At 61.2% G+C, this 20,995-nt stretch carries 17 protein-coding genes; 12 read left to right on the forward strand and 5 right to left on the reverse strand.

Annotation, left to right across the window (positions count from 1 at the left end):
- Nucleotides 1-29 precede the first annotated feature (29 nt).
- Both VC35_RS06155 and sohB read right to left on the reverse strand, forming a co-directional pair.
- On the reverse strand, nt 30-3,917 hold the full coding sequence (locus VC35_RS06155) for a dermonecrotic toxin domain-containing protein (RefSeq protein ID WP_046038499.1): 3,888 nt from the start codon (nt 3,915-3,917) through the stop codon (nt 30-32).
- A 190-nt stretch (nt 3,918-4,107) separates the two neighbouring features.
- The gene (sohB, locus tag VC35_RS06160) at nt 4,108-5,130 is read right to left on the reverse strand and encodes a protease SohB (RefSeq protein ID WP_046038501.1); all 1,023 of its coding nucleotides are present in this window, start codon (nt 5,128-5,130) and stop codon (nt 4,108-4,110) included.
- Between the two features lie 201 nt (nt 5,131-5,331).
- Between sohB and VC35_RS06165 the strand changes: the two genes are divergently transcribed.
- From VC35_RS06165 to VC35_RS06185, 5 genes are all read left to right on the forward strand, one after another.
- The gene (locus VC35_RS06165) at nt 5,332-6,042 is read left to right on the forward strand and encodes a histidine phosphatase family protein (protein WP_046038503.1); all 711 of its coding nucleotides are present in this window, start codon (nt 5,332-5,334) and stop codon (nt 6,040-6,042) included.
- Between the two features lie 64 nt (nt 6,043-6,106).
- The gene (locus tag VC35_RS06170; RefSeq protein ID WP_007976511.1) at nt 6,107-6,421 is read left to right on the forward strand and encodes an SCP2 sterol-binding domain-containing protein; all 315 of its coding nucleotides are present in this window, start codon (nt 6,107-6,109) and stop codon (nt 6,419-6,421) included.
- A gap of 271 nt (nt 6,422-6,692) precedes the next feature.
- Nucleotides 6,693-7,556 (forward strand): LysR family transcriptional regulator, encoded by an 864-nt coding sequence (locus tag VC35_RS06175; RefSeq protein WP_046038506.1) that lies wholly within the window; start codon nt 6,693-6,695, stop codon nt 7,554-7,556.
- Between the two features lie 106 nt (nt 7,557-7,662).
- Nucleotides 7,663-8,808 carry a sterol desaturase/SRPBCC family protein gene (locus tag VC35_RS06180; protein WP_046038508.1) on the forward strand — a complete coding sequence of 382 codons (1,146 nt, stop codon included), beginning with the start codon at nt 7,663-7,665 and terminating at the stop codon, nt 8,806-8,808.
- Nucleotides 8,805-9,884 (forward strand): SMP-30/gluconolactonase/LRE family protein, encoded by a 1,080-nt coding sequence (locus VC35_RS06185; protein WP_046038509.1) that lies wholly within the window; start codon nt 8,805-8,807, stop codon nt 9,882-9,884. The genes VC35_RS06180 and VC35_RS06185 overlap by 4 nt, the downstream gene beginning before the upstream one ends.
- 166 nt (nt 9,885-10,050) lie before the next feature.
- Here VC35_RS06185 and VC35_RS06190 read toward each other — a convergent pair whose 3' ends face one another.
- From VC35_RS06190 to VC35_RS06200, 3 genes are all read right to left on the reverse strand, one after another.
- Nucleotides 10,051-10,284, reverse strand: a complete 234-nt coding sequence (locus tag VC35_RS06190; protein WP_046038510.1) for a DUF465 domain-containing protein — start codon at nt 10,282-10,284, stop codon at nt 10,051-10,053.
- 164 nt (nt 10,285-10,448) lie between these two features.
- A complete protein-coding gene (locus tag VC35_RS06195; RefSeq protein WP_046038512.1) occupies nt 10,449-12,560 on the reverse strand; it encodes a hybrid sensor histidine kinase/response regulator in 2,112 nt (703 codons plus the stop codon).
- A gap of 164 nt (nt 12,561-12,724) precedes the next feature.
- Nucleotides 12,725-13,414 carry a GntR family transcriptional regulator gene (locus VC35_RS06200; RefSeq protein ID WP_046038514.1) on the reverse strand — a complete coding sequence of 230 codons (690 nt, stop codon included), beginning with the start codon at nt 13,412-13,414 and terminating at the stop codon, nt 12,725-12,727.
- Between the two features lie 140 nt (nt 13,415-13,554).
- On the opposite strand from VC35_RS06200, the gene VC35_RS06205 reads away from it, so the two are divergent.
- The 7 genes from VC35_RS06205 (at nt 13,555) to VC35_RS06235 (ending at nt 20,906) form a co-directional block, all read left to right on the forward strand.
- Nucleotides 13,555-14,640, forward strand: a complete 1,086-nt coding sequence (locus VC35_RS06205) for an ABC transporter ATP-binding protein (RefSeq protein ID WP_046038516.1) — start codon at nt 13,555-13,557, stop codon at nt 14,638-14,640.
- A gap of 1 nt (nt 14,641) precedes the next feature.
- Complete coding sequence (locus VC35_RS06210; RefSeq protein WP_046038517.1) at nt 14,642-15,559, forward strand: ABC transporter permease; 918 nt, start codon at nt 14,642-14,644, stop codon at nt 15,557-15,559.
- Entirely contained in the window at nt 15,556-16,344 is a 789-nt protein-coding gene (locus VC35_RS06215; protein WP_008050662.1) for an ABC transporter permease, read from the forward strand. The genes VC35_RS06210 and VC35_RS06215 overlap by 4 nt, the downstream gene beginning before the upstream one ends.
- A gap of 14 nt (nt 16,345-16,358) precedes the next feature.
- A complete protein-coding gene (locus VC35_RS06220; protein ID WP_046038519.1) occupies nt 16,359-17,411 on the forward strand; it encodes an extracellular solute-binding protein in 1,053 nt (350 codons plus the stop codon).
- A 139-nt stretch (nt 17,412-17,550) separates the two neighbouring features.
- Complete coding sequence (locus VC35_RS06225) at nt 17,551-18,747, forward strand: amidohydrolase family protein (RefSeq protein WP_046038520.1); 1,197 nt, start codon at nt 17,551-17,553, stop codon at nt 18,745-18,747.
- Complete coding sequence (locus VC35_RS06230; protein WP_046038521.1) at nt 18,744-20,231, forward strand: amidohydrolase family protein; 1,488 nt, start codon at nt 18,744-18,746, stop codon at nt 20,229-20,231. The genes VC35_RS06225 and VC35_RS06230 overlap by 4 nt, the downstream gene beginning before the upstream one ends.
- A 12-nt stretch (nt 20,232-20,243) precedes the next feature.
- On the forward strand, nt 20,244-20,906 hold the full coding sequence (locus VC35_RS06235; protein WP_007973324.1) for a flavin reductase family protein: 663 nt from the start codon (nt 20,244-20,246) through the stop codon (nt 20,904-20,906).
- The last annotated feature ends 89 nt before the right edge of the window (nt 20,907-20,995 follow it).

Below are 20,995 nucleotides of genomic sequence, written 5' to 3' on the forward strand. Positions count from 1 at the left end.
ACGGGGTTCAAGGCGTTTTCACCCTCCCGCTAAAACAGCGGATAGTCGGCCAGCGGCATCGGCCGCCCCAAGGCGACCCAATCGCGGTACAGCCGGACTCGATCCTCCAGCACCACGAACAACCGAAACGGATTCTCGGCATCCGCCATCCGCGTTTCGACACACTGACGCAACCAGCCCCACAACTCTTCTGACGCATCCGCTTCCTGCAGCAAGCGCCACACACGCGCCTGCAGCGACCGATAGCCGACCTGGAAATCCGCCGTCAGGCTCAATCCATCCATGACCCGCAGCAACGTACTGCCCGATGGCAGGACGGCCAATCGTTGCCAGATCTGTTGTCGCGCCAGGCGCACGCTTTCATCGCCCTCCTCTAGCCAGGGCGTCGCACTGCCATAATCGGCACCCGGCTCACTCAGCCACAGATTGATACCGGTGCGTTCGCGATGATCCACCAGGCGCAACAAGGTCTCTTCATCCGTCAGCGGATTACCCCACAGTTTCACCCGGTCCCTGGAGACCGCCTGAATCAGTATCGCGAAGGGAACCCGGCTGATCCGGTTGCCTCGCAAGTCGAGCGCGGTGAGGTACGGCTGATCGGCGATGCCAATCGGGCAACGGCTGATCCCGGTGTTTCTCAGGTTCAATACACGCAACTCATTCATCCCCAATACCACGGGCGGGACAGTCAACGGGTTGTCACTCAGGTCCAGCGTTTGCAAGCTCACCAGATCACGAAACTGCGAAGCCGTGTTCTCCCGGAGCTGAAGAAAGGTGGACCTCAGGTTGAGCGTTGTGAGTCGAGTCATTTGCCGAACCGGTGCAGGCAATACCCCCTCCAGCACGTCGTCTGCATTGAGTCGACGCAGATCCACGCGTTCCAGGTTCAGGGAGTGCAGATTGGGGAAACTTTCGAGAAAAGCGTTCAGGCTCTCGCGCTCGACAAGATGCAGGCCCTGCATCGATAGCTCGACGACTTCATTGAAGCGAACGTTCATTGTCGGCAAGCGATGGAAGTCCTCGTACCCCAGGTCCAGTCTGTAACCGCTGCACACCTCGCCGGACATGACTCGATTGATCTGGGGCGGGCATTTTTGCCAGATGCTCATCAGCTCGTCGCCCAATTCATTTCGCGCTTCACGCTCGCAATCGATCACGGTTTGCAGCAGTTCGACATTGTACGCCGCCACCTGCTGAGGACTCATGCCTGCGGCGGCATCATCGCCCACCGCCAGAAAATCCACATCCATGTCATCGGCATCCAGCGAGGCCTGGTCGGCCCAGTGGCACAGATCGGCATGCAACTGCTGCGCCTCGAGCGTCAGGCGATCCACCAGCGCTTGCGCCCGGGCACCCGCCGTCAGGAGCAACTCGTCCACCTGGGCATCGGTGAATTCCGGATACAGATCCTTGACCTGCAAGCGCATGATTTCGTGAGCCAGCACAGCGTCCTGTGGCGTGTTCGGAAAGCCGCCGCCGCGCAACCCCCTGGCTTCGAAGGGCAACCGCGAATCCATTCGATTCAAGCCGAGTATCAGCTCGGAGCGAGACAAGGCGCGCCCGCCAATGCGCAGGCGCAACTGGCTGGCCGCGTCTGGCGAGTTAAGCGACATCGCCGCGCGTTCCTCCCCAGACAACAGATCGACCAGCGCGGCAAACAGATCCGAACCTTCGCCGTCGGTAGCCGCCACTGTGGCATACCGATAGCGATCACCGACCTTGATCAAGCGCCGGCAATCCGCGGAATCGAACGGGCCGCAACGGTCCAGGACCCGGCCACTGATTGACCCGTCGAGCACCTCAATGCGTAGGTCTTTCGGCCAACCGGGCAGGCGTTCCAGGGAGTGCAACGCCAGGACATCGGAATCGGGATGACTGACCGAACGCAAGTACAGGCCCTCATAGGCCCGGTTGAGTCGTACATGCTGCTGATACTCGCGTGCCTTGCTGTCCAGACGCTTGAACAGTTGCAGCACCTCGTCAGCATCGACAGGCCGATTGATGTCGACCCCGGAACGGTCGAGGATCTGCTCCACGGCATTTTTCGGCAAACCCTGGTATTCGCGCTGAAGCAGGCGAATCCAGTCCTGGTCCGAGTGCTGAAGCGCCTGATAGCGGGCGTTAAACAATCCGGCCCGTGCTTGCGGATCGGTGACGGTTTCCAGTTCCTGATCGAGCTTGAAGCGAGTGATGGTGTCGGCAAGCAAAGGTGTCGGCGCGCGGCCGGCCTGCATAAGGCGCAACATGTCGTCGTCGACCGTGCTGATCCGGGCGATCTGCGCCAATACCTCATCGCTGAAGCCAGCAAGCGGTGCGCAAACGCTTCGCATCAGCTCCACACGTGTCGACACCGGCACCGATACCGATCCGGGTATGGGTTCGACCGGCGTTTCGGGATGCGACTCGCTCCCCGGCTCCCCCGAATCCTGCAGCGTTCCGGCGATTTTTTCTTCACCCTTGAGTGCCGCCACCGCCCCGGCCAGCGGGAGCGCATTGAGCAAGCCGAACACCGTGCGCGTCACGCCCTCGGAGCGCTGCTCCGGCGCTTTGCCGTTGATGGCCTGATCGAGGCCGTAACCGGCGTCGATCAGGCCGGCCAGCACCAGCACGCCCTCACCTCCCGGAATGAACAATGCCAAAGGCCCCAGCCGGTTGATCCACTGCACGAGCGGCTGCACCACCGCGCTCAGGTTGTCGCGATTGACCTGGGCATCGTCACGGATGGTTTTGACGCTGGCCATGGAGGCCTGCTTCATGGTCAGTACCAGTTGCGCGAACGGATCGGTGTCGGTCGACACACGCTCAAGGTCGATATAGTCCTGCGGGTCCCAGAAACCGTCGTTATTGAAGAACCCTGCGTTCTTTTTCAGCCAGTGCTCCTTCGGGTAAACCGCCATGCCCTGCAACGCCGTCAACACGCCCGCATGGAAGGTGCCGTCTTCACGATCGTCCTCGGCAAAATGCGCGACCAGCGCTTGCCGTGTGGCGGCACCCCTGGCTTGGGCCACGATCCATTGGCGCAGGTGCGGCAAATCGGCGAATTCATGCAAGGGTGAGGAGTTGCCGGGAATATTCAGCAAGACCCGGCCACTGTGACGGTGGCGGTAACACCAGATATCGTCCGATGTGTAGCGATAGATCGTCAGCCGACCGACCTCGATCGGCGCACTGACACGAGTGGGCGCCTGCACCTGATCGATGGTCAACGCACCCCAGACCTGCTCCGCTGGCAAACCGGCGGCCTGCATGGCCAGGGCCAGGCCCTCCTGACTCAAGCTGCCCTCCTGATGTTGCAGGCAGGCGCTCATGATAAAGGCGGCCTTGGCCGAGGTTCTCAGATCGTAAGGCTGCGCCTGGACGATTCGCTTATCGGACGGCCAGGCGCGATCAAGGTAAGCCTGATAGTGGGTCTGCAGATCCAGATCCCATACCCACTGTTTGAACGCCGCCGGCCTCAGGGCAATTTGCGTTGCCGGCCCATACACCTGAGGCGTGGTCTGGCGATAGATGCCTTCGTAGGTATGGTGGTTGCCGTTGCCGTGGTCGGCGAATTCATCGACATGCTCCACGATACGTATGGACGGGCCGACATCGGGCGGTGTGAACAAGCCCAATAGGCTTTCGGCAAAACGCCCGTCACCGACGCTCTGGTAGTTTGCCAGCAACGCCTGCACCAGGGTTTGCGTGTTTGCCACCTGGCCTTGCTCGATACCGTCCTGCGGCGGGTGCCCGCGGTAGCGGTAATCCAGGGTGACCAACAGGGCGTTTTGCGGGTCGATGTCTTGCCCCCACTTTTCCTTGATCAACTGTGCAGCGAACTGCGCGGGAGACTGCAGCAAAGCCGCGCTCACCACAGACTCCAGTGTTACGCGCAGCGGCATATGTTCGGCATGAAGCGGTGTCCGATGGTCATTCATGTGCGTTCCATGGCAACTGTTTTTTGGAACACCAACATAACCAGCCACTGCCTTGCCGAAAGCAGGAACGGTCGCCTGCTGCCTACAGAGATTTCGCCGGGCCGTGGAGGACATCGGGCAAGCATTCGCAGGCAAAAAGAAAACCGGGGCATATGCCCCGGCTGGATGTTTTGTTGTATCTCCTGGCCCGTTACCAGAAGCGTTGCTGGGTCAAACGGCTCCACCAGCTCAGCAGCACGCGATCGACCGAGCCGCTGGCGGCCATGCCGATGCGTTCCGGCAGGCTTTTGCGTTCGGCGTAATGCAAGTGATAGAGCTCGGACTTGCTGGCGCGCTCGGCGAGGTATTCATCGCTGGTCTTGAGTTCGTCGACCAGGTGTTTGTCCAGCGCCGCGACGCCGAGCCAGATTTCGCCGGTGGCCACTTCATCGATCGCCAGTTGCGGGCGATAGCGCGACACGAAGTTCTTGAACAGTTGATGGGTGATGTCCAGGTCTTGCTGGAACTTCTCCCGGCCCTTCTCGGTGTTTTCGCCAAACACGGTCAGGGTGCGTTTGTATTCACCGGCGGTCAGCACTTCGAAGTCAATGTCGTGCTTTTTCAGCAAGCGGTTGACGTTGGGCAACTGCGCCACCACGCCAATCGAGCCAAGGATCGCGAACGGTGCGCTGATGATCTTCTGCCCGATGCACGCCATCATGTAGCCACCGCTGGCCGCGACCTTGTCGATGCACACGGTCAAGGGCACGCCGGCCTCACGGATACGCGCCAGTTGCGAGGAGGCCAGGCCGTAGCTGTGAACCATGCCGCCGCCGCTTTCCAGGCGCAGCACCACTTCGTCCTTCGGTGTGGCCAGGGTCAGCAAGGCGGTGATTTCGTGGCGCAGGCTTTCGGTGGCCGATGCCTTGATATCGCCGTTGAAATCCAGCACGAACACCCGGGGCTTGGCCTCGGGCTTTTTCTTCTGTTTCTTGTCGGTTTTAGCCTGGGTCTTGCGCAGGGCCTTGAGCTGGTCCTTGTCGAGCAAGGTCTGCTCCAGGCGTTCGCGCAGCCCTTTGTAGAAATCATTGAGCTTGCTGACCTGCAACTGGCCCGACGACTTGCGCCGCCCCTTGCTGCGCAAGGCCGCAAAACTGGCCAGGACCACCAGAATGGCGATCACCAGGGTCACGGTCTTGGCCAGAAAAATGGCGTACTCGGAAAAAAACTCCACAGGGACTCCTCAAACGATGCGCGGCTTGAACGCGCGCGGGATACCTCCAGCATACCCATGCGCCGACCTTGCGACCAGCCGTGAAAGCGCTGGCAACAGGCCTGCAACGGGCATTTCAAACAAGCGTATGTTTTTTCATTGACAGCACACCGCCATCCTCATAACCTCGCCAAACCTTCAACGTACCGGGAAGACGCGGACGTGGGCAGCATCTATTTGATTCGACATGGCCAGGCCTCCTTTGGTGCAGACGACTACGACGTCCTGTCGCCGACCGGTATTCTTCAGGCTGAAATCCTTGGCCGCCACCTGGCCGAACTCGGGATCAGCTTCGACCGCTGCCTGGCGGGCGACCTGCGCCGCCAGCAGCACACGGCCAACAGCGCGCTGGAGCAATTCGCCGCGGCGGGCCTGCCGGTGCCGCTGCTGGAAACCGACGCCGCCTTCAACGAGTTCGACGCCGATGCGGTAATCCGCGCGCTGTTGCCGGCCATGCTGCCGGACGAACCCGAAGCCCTGGACATCCTGCGCAACGCCGCGCAAAACCGTGGTGAGTTCCAGCGTATCTTCGCCCTGATCATCGAGCGCTGGCTGGCCGGCACCTACGACACACCGGGCCTGGAAAGCTGGCTGGGGTTTGTCGAGCGGGTGCAGGCCGGCTTGCATCGCATCCTCGACCAGGCCGACAACACCCAGAAAATCGCCGTGTTCACCTCCGGCGGCACCATCACCGCCCTGCTCCACCTGATTACGCAAATGCCTGCCCGGCAGGCCTTTGAATTGAACTGGCAAATCGTCAACACCTCGCTCAACCAGCTTAAGTTTCGTGGTCGCGAGGTGTCCCTGGCTTCCTTCAACAGTCATGCGCACCTGCAACTGTTGAAGGCCCCGGAACTCATCACGTTTCGCTGAGTCCGGACTATTGTGACCCTGGCTGTAATCACCCAGCTCTTATTACCCAAGAAAGGATCGAACCATGACCTCCGTAGCTGATGCCGTACAAGCAATGAAAGCCAAGTTCAACCCAGCCGCTGCTGCCGGTCTGGACCTGGTCTTCGGTTTCCGCATCGACGACACCAAGAACTTCTCGCTGATCGTCAAGAACAGCACCTGCGAACTGCAGGAAGGCGAGAACCCGGACGCCCAGGTGACCCTGGTGATGGACGGCGAAACCCTGGAAGGCATCGTCGACGGTTCGACTGACGGCATGCAAGCGTTCATGGGCGGCAAACTGCGCGCTGAAGGCGACATGATGCTGGCGATGAAACTGTCCGAGCTGTTCCCGTCGTAAGCACTGGGCTTCCGAACTTCGGGAGCGTGCCTGCTACAAACGAATCCCGCCCTTAGTGGCGGGATTCGTCGTTTTTGCTGGTCCTGTGGCGAGGGGGCTTGCCCCCGTTCGGCTGCGAAGCAGTCGTCCCACCATTGATTTCGACTTATCGGAAGGACGCCAAGGGCCGCTTCGCGCCCCAACGGGGGCAAGCCCCCTCGCCACAGGGTATGAGTGGTGCCAGTGAGGTATCCGCTCTTACAATGCCTGAACCTCTCACACCGGCCACCCCATGGACATCGACCTCGCCCGCACCTTCCTCGAAATCGTCCGCCATGGCAGCCTGGCTGCCGCCGCGGAAAAACTCCATGTCACCCAGACCGCGATCACCGCACGGGTGCAAAAACTCGAGAGCCAGCTGGGCAGCACTCTGTTCGTGCGCAATCGTGCCGGTGCCCGCCTGACGCCCAACGGCGAAGCGTTCGTGGTGTACGCCAATCAGCTGGTGCAAACCTGGGAAGCCGCGCGGCGTGATTTGCCGTTGCCCGAGGGTTTACACGATGTCCTGCACATCGGTGGCGAGGTGAGCCTGTGCAACCCGCTGATGCTCGGCTGGGCCGGTGAAATCCGCAAGAATATCCCCAGCCACGCCCTGCGCATGGAAATCCGCGATGGCGAAAACCTGCTGCGCCAACTGGAGTTGGGCGTTCTGGATGCCGCGCTGGTGTATCAGCCCGAGTATTGGCCGCGTCTGCAAGTCGAGCAGGTTCTCGAAGAAAAACTGATTCTCGTGCGCCAGGCCGAAAAGCCCGACCCTTATGTGTACATCGATTGGGGCAGCGAATTCCGACGCCAGCACGACGCCGCGCTGCCGGAAAAAGCCAAGGCCGCGCTGAGTTTCAATCTCGGTCCGCTGGGCTTGCAGTACCTTCTTGAAAACGGCGGCAGTGGCTACTTCCGCACCCGCGTCGTACAGAGTTATCTGCAAAGCGGCGCCCTGGAACGGGTGCCCAAGGCGCCGGAATTCAACTACCCGACCTATCTGGTCTACTCGCGCGATCGTGACTCGCCGACGCTGCAACGCGCCTTCGATCTGCTGCGCAAGGTCATCGATTCCGACGAAGACTGGTCGCAGCGCTGGGATCCGCTGACCTGAGACCGGTTTGCACCGGATCATGGCCGTTGTGTCCTCAAGGTTCGGTCCGTCAAGTCACCGGGATCGGCTAATCTGAAAGAGATAACAAAAACGACAGGTGATTGCAGTGAGGCAGACCACCGAAGGATTCCGCAGCCGTTACCGCGCCGACATTCATCCGCTCTACAACCCCTGGCTGCACGGCGCGTTTGTCCTGGTGTTCGGGGCACTGGCGATCAGCGTCTACTGGAGCAACGTACATCAGGTGCGGCCAGCGGAATGGCTGGCGGTGCCCGTCACGCTGCTGTTGTTCAACCTCGGTGTGTACATGGTGCATCGCCACCTGGGGCATCATAAAAAGACCTTCGCCCGGCTGTTTTATGCCCGTCACGCAGTCGACCACCACAGCTTTTTCACCCCCGGCCACATGACCTACGACAACGCCCGCGACTGGCGGGTGATTCTGTTTCCGGCGTGGCTGATCGTGCTGCACACCCTCGCCGTCGCCCTGCCCCTCTGGTGGCTGCTCAAGCATATCAGTACCAACGTCGCCGGATTGGTCGGCGGCCTTCTTGTCCTCGGTTACCTGACTTACGAAGTGTTTCATGCCTGCGAGCATCTGCCGCCGCACAACCCGCTCACACGGCTGCCGTGGATCCGCCAGATGCGCCGGCTGCACGAACTGCACCACCGCCGCGAACTGATGCAGGAGCGTAATTTCAACATCGTTTTCCCGCTGATGGACTACCTGTTCGGCACCCTCTATTGGGAGCCGGAACCTGCGCCGCTCAACCCGACGAGAACGCCCATGACCCGCATGCAGCATCAGATTGTCATTGCCGGAAACCCGGTCCAGGTACTTGCCTACGCCAGCACCGTGACCCTTTGGCCGCAATGGCATCCGTCGTCGCTGCGCATCGATGGGCCAAAAGGGCCGTTGCATGCCGGCGCACGTTTCGAGGAGGACATCCGTGCCGGCGGGCGCGACGGGCACTTGCGCTGGGAGGTCGCGGAGTACCTGCCCGGAAGGCGCTGGAGCGCCGAGGCCCGGGGTGATCACGGCCTGTCGCTGGTGGTGACCTATGAATGCGATGCCACAGGCGAGGACACACGCTTCGTCCGCACCCTGGAATATCAATTCAGCGGCCTGGCAATGCGCATTGCCAACCGTTTGTTGCTCAAGCGGCGCATCGATCGGGAATCGGCGGTATCGATGCTGGCGTTGCGCGACATGGCGCAGAAGTCTCTGGCGGCGACAGGAGTCGGCGCGTGAGCAGAACCTCCAAATGTCTGTTGCTGGCCATCGTCGCCGTCGGCGCCTTCCTGCTGCTGATGCCGACCAAGGTGCGACCGGTGGCCTGGACGCCACAACCTGCGCCGTCCCTCACCAGCGGAATCTACGCCGACAATCAGCGGCTCAAGGAGGTGGAACGCGTCGGTGCCGCCAACATCGACGGGCCGGAAGCCTTGTTGCTGGAAAACGACACGCTCATCACCGGCCTGCACGACGGTCGCCTGATCCGCACGAGCCTGGATGGCAAGACCACCAAAGTCCTTGCCGATACCGGTGGCCGGCCACTGGGCCTGGCCCGGCATCCCAATGGTCTGCTGGTGATCGCCGATGCCGTCAAAGGCTTGTTGTCCCTCGATGCCCAGGGGCGTCTGGTGGCCTTGACCACAGAGGTCGATGGCGTTCCCTTCGGTTTTACCGACGATGTGGCCATCGATAAACCGGGTCACTACGCCTATTTCAGCGATGCTTCGAGCCGCTTCGGCTATGGCCACGACGGTGAGGCCGTGATCGAACACGGCGGCGACGGTCGACTGCTGCGCTACGACTTCCAGACCGGCAAGACATCGGTTGTGCTGGATAAGCTGGAGTTTGCCAACGGTGTGACTCTGGGACCGGACGATGCCTATGTGCTGGTCAATGAAACCGGTGCCTACCGCATCAGCCGCTACTGGCTCAGCGGTCCGAAGGCCGGCACCCATGACCTGTTCATCGACAACCTGCCAGGGCTGCCGGACAACCTGTCGTTCAATGGCCACGACCGCTTCTGGGTGGCACTCTATGCCCCGCGGAACGCCTTGCTTGATGGCACGGCGGCGCATCCATTCGTGCGCAAGATGATCGTGCGGGCCATGACCGTCTTGCCCAAGCCAGTGGAAAAACGCGGATTTGCCCTGGGCCTGGACCTTGAGGGCAAAGTAATTGCAAACCTGCAGGACGGCAGCAGCGACAATTACTCACCGATCACTACGGTGCGCGAGTATGGGGACTGGTTGTATTTCGGTTCGCTGAAAGCGCAGAACATGGTGCGATTGCCGTTAAGCAAGGCATTGCAATGAGCGGTCCCCCTTCCTGAGTTCACCGCTGTTGTTCACCGGGATATTTTGGCTGGGTCATGAGGCACCTCGTTGAGAGCCGTAACAACGGTCCCTGAACATTCGAGGTGCCGGCTCTGGTTGCCGTTCCAACTTTCCCGCCACCGGTCGTCGGTGGCAGCACGCTGGGTCAGGATGTCGAGCCCAGTTGCTTGACGATCTTGTCCTTGACCAGCAGGCGAGCCTCCTTGAGTTTCCTTACGGTGTCATCGTTGGACTTGGCCTCCTCTGCTTTCACCACTTCGGCATCCGCCTGGGAATACTTGTTAAGCAGTGAATCCAGTAACGGATCCTTGGTGCGTTTCTGCTGGACTTCTTCCTTTGAGCGTTTCAGATCCTGATAAAGGTCATGTGGCACCGGCATGGAACACCTCCGTTTGTTGATCGGCAGCGAAACGCGATCAATTGCGTTCACCAACTATCAGAATGGCCTCGGTTTACCCGTTCTGTCGACCACCTGTCAGACCAGCGGTGTCCGTTCGTCGTCCGGTCCCACAGGCGCTAAAACCTTTGCCTGCGCCAGCGGATTCAGCCGTTGAGCACCATGCGCACCATCTGCCTGAGTGATTCGGGATTGTAGGGTTTGCTCAACAGGTGGGTGTCGGAGCTGAGTTGGTGATTGCGCGAGATGATGTCGCGGGTATGCCCCGAGGTGAACAGCACAGCCACCGGCGGTTCCTGCACTTTCGCCCAGGCCGCCAGGTCGGAACTCTTGATCAGACCGGGCATGACCACGTCGGTGAATATCAGGTCCACCGCCAGCCCTTCCAGCAACATTTGCATGGCGACGTCACCGTTGGTGGCCGTGAGGACCTGATAGCCCTCTTCACGCAACAACTCCACCGCCGCCACCCGCACGGCCTCATTGTCCTCCACCACCAGGATGCGTTCGTGCCCGCCCCGTTGCGGCACATCGGGGCCCGGCGTTTCGCTGGGTGCTGCGCGTAAGGTGCGCGGGAAGTACAACTGCACCCGGGTCCCCCGCCCCACGTCACTGGCAATTTCGATATGACCGCCACTCTGCTTGACGAAGCCAAACACCATGCTCAGGCCCAAGCCGGTGCCGTGCCCGTCGGCCTTGGTGGTGAAAAACGGCTCGAACGCCTGGGCCAGCACCTGCGGCGGCATGCCGACGCCGGTATCCGTCACGGACACCCGCACATAGTCCCCCGGAGCAATGCCCTTTGCGGCGCAAAATTTGCGATCAAGGACGATGTTTTCCGCGCACAGGTCAATCCTGCCCTCGCCTTGAAGGGCGTCACGGGCGTTGATCGCCAGATTGAGAATGGCGTTTTCCAGTTGGTTGCGATCGACAAACACATTCCACGAGTCTTCGGGTGCCGTCATGTGAACCTGAAGGGTTTCACCCAGGGCACGCAGCAACAACTCCGCCAGACCATCGAAAATCTGCCGCAACGTGAAGACCGCGGGCGACAACGGTTGGCGACGGGCGAATGCAAGCAATTGCGAGGACAGCTTGGCACCGCGCTCGACGGCGGCGATAGACGCCGAGACCCGGCGCTGCACATTGGCGTTACCCGGCTCATGGCGCGCCAGCAGGTGCAGATTGCCGGCGATCACTTGCAACAGGTTGTTGAAGTCATGGGCCACACCGCCGGTGAGGCCGCCGATGGCTTCCAGCTTCTGTGACTGGCGCAGTTGCTCTTCCGCCGCCAGCCGCGCCTCGACTTCATCGGCCACCCGTTGTTCCAGGTTGCGGGTGAACTTAAGCAGGGACTCTTCGGCGTTCTTGCGTTCGTGAATATCGATCAGCACGCCGGGGAAGCGAAACGCCTCGCCCTGCTCATTGAACTCGCAACAACCACTGGCGAGTACCCAAAGGTAGCTGCCATCCAGGCGCTGGATCCGGTATTCGACGTTGTAGGGCTCACCCGTCTCCACCGACAGTCTGACTCGCTCCTGAACCCAACTGCGGTCATCCGGATGGATCCGGCTTTCAGCGATTTCCTGGGACAGGTTTTGCAGGTCTTGCCCGGGTGGATAAGAGAGCGTGCGAGCGAAGCGCTCGTCACCCGACAGCACGTTGGTCTTGATGTCCCAGACAAAGGAACCGAGCAAGGCGCCGGCGTTCAGCGCCAGGCGTACCCGTTCGTTGTCGGCGCGGTAGGCGTCTTCAGCCACTTGTCGGCGTTGCTCGGAGATCACCCGCTCCGTGGTTTCCACCACCATGGACATGACCCCGGCCGGGCGCCCGTCATCGTCGGCCACCGGGCTGTAGTAGAGGTCCATCCAGACATCTTCCGGAACCCCGTCACGCAGCAGTACCAGTTCTTTGTTGCGATAGGACAAGGTACCGCCCGCCAGGCAGGTGTCGACCACGTGGCGATTGAACTCGGCAACTTCCGGCCAACCCAGTTCCACGGCAGAACCGAGCAGATACGGATGACGTCCACCGGCAAACTTGGAATAAGCGTCGTTATAGATCATGTACCCGGACTGGCCCCAGAGCATCACCATCGGCAGCGGGGACGCGAGCATCAACTGCACCGCGCTGCTCAGGCTCCTGGACCATGAGCCGAGCGGGCCAAGTTCGGTCAGGCTCCAGTCGAACGCACGAATGCGCCCGGCCATTTCGCCGTTCCACCCGGAGCACCCGTGGCTATCCTCTAGAAACTGCATCGGCTGGCTCTATCCCGGTAAGTTGCACCCGTTTATTTCGAGCATCCTGCACGCTATTCGTTTCATAGAGGTATAGCTGATTCTGGTGGGCCACTGGAGATCCCTTGTGGGAGCGAGCCGGCTCGCTCCCACAATTTGGTCCTCAGTAACCGAGAGACCGTGCACTACACCTCAATCAAGTGCTTTAGCGGGTTGTAACTGCTTTTCAGCGTGGCCGCGACATCCAGAATGGCCTTCTCGATGCCATTCAAATGCATGCAGGTCAGCTCTATGGCCGCGCTCTGGTTCCCTGCTTCGATGTACTCGATCAGCCGCAGGTGTTCGTCGTCGCGGCAGACCTCGTGGCTGTCGTCATCCAGTGCGGCGGCATACAGCGACGCCCGGGAAATCAGCTTCTGGAACCAGTCCAGCAGCACCGGGTTGTTCAGGCTGCGGGCCAGTTTGATGTGGAACTCGCCGAGCAGGTGAATCAGCCGTTCGTGATCACCGCTCTGATGCGCTTCATCTTCCAGCAGCAAGTGATCGCGCAGGTCCTGAGTCACCGCTGTATCACGCCGACGGCACAGCTCACTGACGATGCCGATCTCGACCAGGCGACGGGTTTCGAACAGCGAGCGGATCTCTTCGTCACTGGGCAACGACACCGACGCACCTTTATTGGGCTCGGTGGTGACCAGTCCGTCGGCCTCCAATTGCTTGAGCGCGGCCCGAACGGACGTGCGGCTGACATTAAACAGCTCGGCCAAAGAGGCTTCGCCAAGCTTCATGCCCGGACGCAACGAGCGTTTGCTGATCGCTTCGTAAACCCCTTGGTAGACGCGGTCGACCGTGGTTTCCAGTTTCTTTTCCGTCATTCATCAACTCCTGGCGCCCTGTGCAACCGACCCTGGCGAATGAACAGCCATTGAAAAAGGGGCTTGCACGGGCAGATTAATCCGGGTATTTCTAAATTGCATCCAGATTTTGCATACAATAATTAGAGGAATGCACCATAATGGGTCATCCAACAGCAATCGAAGTGCGAAACGTCTCAAAACGATACTCCGACGATCCGGGGCTTGCTCCAGCCCTCGATAACGTCTCGGTGGACATCGCCGACAACGAATTCTTCACCCTGCTCGGCCCCTCCGGTTGCGGCAAAACCACCCTGCTGCGCACCATCGCCGGCTTCGAGCACGTCAGCGAAGGTGAGATCCGCCTTGCGGGCGAGCCGGTCAACGATTTGCCGCCGTTCAAGCGTCGGGTCAACACGGTGTTCCAGAGTTACGCGCTGTTTCCGCACATGAGTGTTGCGCAGAATATCGCCTTCGGCCTCGAGATGCAGGGTCTTGATCGCAAACTGATTCCGCAGCGCGTCGACGAGATGCTCGCGCTGGTGCAAATGCAGCACCTGGCCAGGCGCAAACCGGCTGAACTGTCCGGCGGCCAACAGCAACGGGTGGCTCTGGCCCGGGCCCTGGCGCCAAAACCCAAAGTGCTGTTGCTGGACGAACCGCTGTCGGCCCTGGACCTCAAGCTGCGCAAGGAAATGCAGGTCGAACTCAAGCGCGTGCAGAAAGAAGCCGGGATCACCTTCATTTTCGTCACCCACGATCAGGAAGAAGCCCTGACCCTGTCCGATCGCATCGCCGTGATGTCCGCCGGCAAGATTCTGCAGATCGGCTCGCCCAATGAAATCTACGAGCGTCCGCAACACCAGTTCGTTGCGCAATTCATCGGCGACATCAACTTCCTCCCCGGCCACCTCAAGCGTGGCCAACAGAACGAAAAGCTCTTCGTGCCCAACGGCATGCCCGTGGAAATCCCCTGCCCGGCCCAGGGCTTTGACGGCAATAAGGTGCAACTGGCGTTCCGCCCCGAGCGTTCGCAACTGGTGGAGCCGACGCAGCCCCATCACCTGCGCGGTGTGATCGAAGCCGTGCTGTATGTCGGCACGGCCACGCTCTATCAATGCCGCCTGAACAACGACATCAAGGTCATGCTGCGCGAGAACAACGAGGGCCTGAACCACGGGCGGGTGGTGGGCGATCGTGTCGCGGTCAACCTGCCGCCCCACGCCTGCCTGTTGATGGAGGCCTGAGATGAGCGTCAGCAGCACTTCCCCGGCCCTCAACCGCGCGCTGTTGCTCAGCCCGGTGGTTCTGACCCTGCTGGCCCTGATCGCCATTCCGCTGGGCATCATGGGCTACATCAGCCTGCTGCCGCGCAACGTCTATGGCGGCGTCGACTGGCAGGCCAACTGGCAATTGCAAAGTTATGTGCAGCTGTTTTTCCAGGAAGGTTTCGACGGCGAACTGGAACTGAACTGGGTCTACGCCCAGGCGTTGCTGCGTTCGGTGTTCCAGGCCGGTGGCACCACGGTCCTGTGTTTCCTGTTCGGTTTCCCGGTGGCGTTGTGGATGTCGAGCCTGACACCCCGTCGACGCAACCTGATGGTGTTGCTGATCACCATCCCGTTCTGGACCAACCTGCTGATCCGCAACTACGCGTGGCTGATCATCCTGCGCGAACACGGCTGGATCGCCCAGAGCCTCAACGCGCTGTTCCCCCAGGCCGGTGGCATCACCCTGCTCTACAACGACTTCGCGGTCAGCGTCGGCCTGGTCTACAGCTTCCTGCCGTTCATGATTCTGCCGATCTATTCGACCCTGGAAAAACTTGACTGGCGCCTGGTAGAAGCCGCCTACGACCTCGGTGCCAACCGCTGGCACGCATTGCGCCGGATCATCCTGCCGCTGTCGATGCCGGGGGTGATTGCCGGTGCCTTGCTGGTGTTCGTGCCAAGCCTGGGTGCCTTCATTACCCCGGCGATCCTTGGCGGCGGCAAGACGCTGATGATCGGCAACCTGATCCAGCAGCAATTCGGCACCGCGCGCAACTGGCCGCTGGGCAGTTCGCTGTCGTTCCTGTTGCTGGGGATCATGTTGCTGTCCCTGGTGCTGTACGCCCTCTATAGCCGCAATGCCGCCAAGACCCAACGCCCAGGAGCCCAAGCATGATCGCCCTGCACCTGAAGAAACTGCCCCTGACCCGCGAAGTCAGCCTGTTGATGCTGGCCTATCTGTACCTGCCGATATTCGTGCTGATCGCCTACAGCTTCAACGCCAACCGCTCGGCGACGGTGTGGACCGAGTTCTCGTTCGACTGGTACGGGCGAATCCTGGCCAACCCGTCGATCCAGACCGCCGCACTGAACTCGATCATTGTCGCCAGCATCGCCACCGTTTGTGCCACGGCGATTGCGCTACTTGCGGCCTTGGCGACCTACCGGCCGTTCTACGGGCAGAAAATGGTCGAGGGCGGCATCAACCTGCCGTTGATCCTGCCGGAGATCGTCACCGCCGTGGCCACCCTGCTGCTGTTCATGGCGCTGGGGATCAAGCTCGGTCTGCTGACGGTCATCGTCGCCCACATCGGCTTCTGCATTCCCTTCGCTTACCTGCCGATCCGCGCGCGGCTCAATGACCTGGACAAGAGCCTGCTGGAAGCGGCGAACGATCTGTACGCCAACCCCTGGCAGGTGTTTCGCCGGGTGACCTTGCCGCTGCTGTGGCCGGCGGTGCTGTCGGGTTCGGTGCTGGCGTTCGTGGTCAGCCTCGACGATTTCATCATGACCTTCTTCGTCGCAGGCCCCGGCTCGACAACCCTGCCGGTGTACATCTTCTCGGCGATCAAGGCCGGCGTGACGCCGGAGATCAATGCGATTTCAACGCTGATGCTGGTGATTTCCATCGTGCTGGTGGTGCTGGCCTTCTGGCTGGGACAGCGCGGCAAAAACCAATGATCCTGGAGCAAAGCATGAAAACAAAAAGCATGTGTTTCGCTGTAGCCGGTCTGGCCCTGAGTTGCTTCACCGCGCTCGGCGCCCAGGCCGCCGAGCCCAAGGAACTGTTCTTCTACAACTGGACCGACTACTACCCGGTCGAGCTTTTGGCCAAGTTCGAAAAGGAGACCGGCATCAAGGTCACCATGGACGGCTACGACAGCAACGAAACCCTGCTGGCCAAGTTGCAGGCCGGCGGCGCGGCGTATGACGTGATCGTGCCGTCGCAATCGATCATGCGCACCCTGATCAACCAGGACCTGCTGCTGGAGATCGACGCCTCGGCCCTGCCCAACTTCCAATACGTCAAACCGGCGTTCCGCGACCCGAGCTTCGACCCGGGGCGCAAGTTCTCAGCACCGTACCTGTGGGGCACTACCGGGTTCTCCTATGACAGCGCCCGGGTGCCCGGCGGCAAGCTCGACGACTCGTGGAAAGAGTTCTTCGAGCCGCGCAAGGAACTGCAAGGCCAGCTCGCGGCCCTCGACACCTCCAGCAGCGTAATCAACGCCGCCAGTCACTACCTGAATGTCGACGAGTGCAGCGAAAACCCCCAGGACGCCAAGCGCATCCTCGAGCTGCTGCAAAAACAGAAACCCTTCCTGAAGATGTACAGCTCGGACAACACCGTCGACCGCATGGCCTCCGGTGAAGTGATCATGATGCAGAACTGGAACGGTTCTACAGCGCGGGCCACCTTGCAGAAGAGCACCATCAAATACGTGTATCCGAAGGAAGGCCTGGCGATGTTCCAGGACAACTTCGCCGTACCGAAAAGCGCACCGCACCCCGGCAACGCGAAGATCTTCATCGACTGGATGATGAAACCGGAAAACGCCGCCGCCGTGTCCAACGCCATCGCCTACGACAACGGCATCCAGAGCGACAAGCTGATCGACGCCAAGTGGCGGGTGATGGACGCCATCAACATGCCCGACGAATTCGCCTCGCGCCTGCGTCCCGAGAAGGAATGCAGCAACAAGGCGCGGGAGCTGCAGGACCGCATTTGGGCCAAGCTCAAGGGCTGATTGCCTGACTTGAAACCGAGTTGCGGCCATCGCGAGCAGGCTCGCTCCTACAGGGATTTTGTGAACGCCGAAGATCCACTGTAGGAGCGAGCCTGCTCGCGAAGAGGCCCTCTCACACAACACTGAATTTGAGGTTTGTATGACCCAACCCCGCTGGCTACGCAACGTGCGCCCCTACGGCGCCCCCGCCGAAGACCTGCTGATCGAAAACGGCCGCTTCAGCCAACGCCGCCCGGCCTCGACCACCGAACTGCTCGCCACCGACATCGACGGCCAGAACCAACTGCTCACCCCCGCCCTGGTGGAAAGCCACGTACACCTGGACAAAACCCTCTGGGGCCAACCCTGGCGCCCCAACAGTGCCGGCCCGACCCTCAAGGACTATATCGCCAACGAACGGCGCATCCTGCGCGAAGTCACCACCCCCATCGCACAACGGGCCGGTGCCCTGCTGGAAAACTGCATCGCCCGCGGCTCGCTGACCATGCGTTGCCACGTCGACATCGATCCGGAGTTCGGCCTGCGACATGTCGAGGCCATGCAGCAACTGCGTGAAAACTACCGCGACCTGATCGACCTGCAACTGGTGGTGTTCCCCCAGACTGGTTTGATCAGCCGCCCCGGCACCGCCGAACTGATGCGCGAAGCCATGGCCCTGGGTGTGGAGAACGTCGGTGGTTTGGACCCGTGCGGTATCGACAACGACCCCATCGCACAACTGGATTTCGTGTTCAAACTGGCCAGCGAGTTCGACCGTGGCGTCGACATTCACCTGCATGACAAGGGTGAGCTGGGCCTGTGGCAGATCGCCCTGATCGCCGACTACACCGAGCGCTACGGCCGCCAGGGTCGGGTAATGATCAGCCATGCGTACTGCCTGGGGATGTTGCCGTGGAGCCAGGTCAAACCGGTGGCCGAGCGCTTGGCGGCACTGGGTATTTCGCTGATGAGTTCAGCCCCGGCCGATTGTGCGGTGCCGCCGTTCCTGGCCTTGCGCGAAACCGGTGTGAATGTGTGCCTGGGCTCGGACGGCATTCGTGATGCCTGGTCGCCCATGGGCAACGGCGACATGCTCGAACGCGCGATGTTGCTGGCGTTCCGTTTCGATTTGAACAAGGACGAAGAACTGGCGGCGGCGTTCGAGGCGGCGACCGGCAACGGCGCCCAGGCGCTGGGTTGCGAAGCCAATCGCCTGGAGATCGGCCAGCCGGCGGACTTCCTGTTGATGCAGGTACAAACACTGGGTGAGGCGGTGGTTTCGCGGCCGTTGCGTCAAGTTTATCGCGCGGGCCGGTTGATTGCGGCGGGTGGTCGCTTGCTGGACAGTCGTCTGTGAAGCGCATCGGCTTGCGGGCCAGTTGCGTGGTCGGCTTCGACGGCACGCAGCATGTGCTGTGGCGCGACGGCGAAGTGGTGTTCGCAGGCTCACACATCGAGTTTGTCGGGCGCGGTTATCCGGGCCCGGTGGATCAGTGGATCGATTACGGCAACGCGCTGATCGGCCCCGGCTTCATCGATCTGGATGCCCTTGGCGATCTCGACTCCACGGTGCTGACCCTGGACAACGGCGACGAGCGCGACCTGGGCCGGATGTGGTCGGCGCAGTATCTGGCGCGTGGATCGCGGGAAAGCTACAGCCCCGAAGAAGAAGTCTTCAAATACCGCTACGCCTTCACGCAACTGATCCGCAACGGCATCACCACGGCCATGCCGATCACCTCGATGTATTACCGCGAGTGGGCCGAGACCTACGACGAATTTGCCGCGGTGGCAGGTGTCGCTGCCGAACTGGGGCTGCGCACTTACCTCGGCCCCTGCTACATGAGTGGTATGAGCTACTGGCAGGCCGATGGAACCCTGGCGCACCACTGGGACGAAGCCCGGGGCATGGCCGGCCTCGATGCCGCCGAACGGTTTTTCCGGGATTTCGACGGCGCGCACAACGGCTTGATTCGTAGCGCGCTGCTGCCTGATCGCATCCAGACCTGCACCCCGGCGCTGCTGCAACGCACCGCCGCGCTGAGCCGGGAACTGAACGCACCGATGCGTTTGCACTGCTGCCAGGGCCTCGGTGAGGTGGCGATGGTCGAGCAACTGCGCGGCACCTCGCCTCTGGGCTGGTTGCAGCAGCTTGGGCTTTTGAACCCGCGCAGCCTGCTGCCCCACGGCATCTACACCCGAGGCGATGACGACCTGCAACGGGCGGTGGATGGCGGCGCGAGCCTGGTGCATTGCCCGGTGGTGTTTGCCCGGGACGGTGAGGCACTGAATTCGTTTGGGCGCTATCGGGCCAAGGGCATCAACATCGCCCTGGGCACCGACACCTGGCCGGCGGACTTGCTGGACAACATGCGCCAGGGCTTGAACATCGCCCGCCTGATGGAGGGCGGCAACGAGAAGACCAGCACGCTGGATATGTACAACGCCGCGACCCTTGGTGGCGCTAAAGCACTGGGCCGCGACGATCTCGGCCGGCTGGCACCAGGATGCAAGGCCGACATCACCGTGTTCTGCCTGCGCGGCCTGCACTTGGGCCCCTTGTTCGACCCACTGAAAAACCTGGTGCTGGCCGGCCGTGGTGACGACTGCATCGCCAGCTACATCGACGGCCGTTGCCTGATGCGGGACGGCCAGGTCGAGAGCGTCGACTACCCCGCCCTGCAACGCCAGGCCCAACAACAATTCGAAAAACTGATGCGCAGCCACAGCGACCGGGCCTTCGGCCAACCGGACTGGAAAAGCCTGTTCCAGCCAGCCATCCCGTTCGCCGACGACTACAGCGCCCACGCGCCATTGAGCGCGATTGATCCACTTCTCTAGAGATTCCTGCCCATGCAAAGCTTCGACTTCAGCACATTGAGCCCAAGGGACAAATACAAGATTCTGATTGGCAGTGTGGTGCCCCGCCCTATTGCACTGGTCACCACCGTCGACGGCGAAGGCCGGATCAACGCAGCGCCGTTCAGCTTTTTCAATGCGCTTTCCGCCGATCCACCAATCCTCGCGCTGGGCGTGGAAAACTACGGCGACCAAAGCCCCAAGGACACCACCCGCAACATTCAGCTCAACCAGGAATTCACCGTGAACATCGTCAGCGATGCGCTGGTGGAAGCCATGAACGTCTGCGCCGTGCCCTTCGCTCCCGGTTTCGATGAACTGACCGCCGCCGGCCTCACCGCCATCCCCGGCACCACAGTCAAATGCCCACGCATCGGCGAAGCCCCAGTGGCGCTGGAGTGCCGGCGGATGATGGCGCTGTCCATCGGCCAATCCCGGGAGATCATCTTTGGTGAAGTGCTGATGGCCCACGTGCGGGACGAACTGATCGATCCGAAAACCCTGTACATCGATCAGTTGGGGCTGGATGCGATCGGACGCATGGGCGGGCATGGCTATGCGCGCACGCGGGATTACTTCGACCTGCCGACACGCTCGTTGCAGGCCTGGACCGATGCGCCGGGGGGTGGGGAGCGGTTTTGGCCGCTGGCCAAATAACAGGCATCAACACAAACCCTGTGGGAGCGGCTTTTGTGGCGAGGGGGCTTGCCCCCGTTCGGTGGCGAAGCCGTCGTAAAATCGGTGAA

The sequence above is a fragment of the Pseudomonas fluorescens genome (assembly GCF_000967965.1).
GTDB classification, from domain to species: domain Bacteria; phylum Pseudomonadota; class Gammaproteobacteria; order Pseudomonadales; family Pseudomonadaceae; genus Aquipseudomonas; species Aquipseudomonas grandcourensis.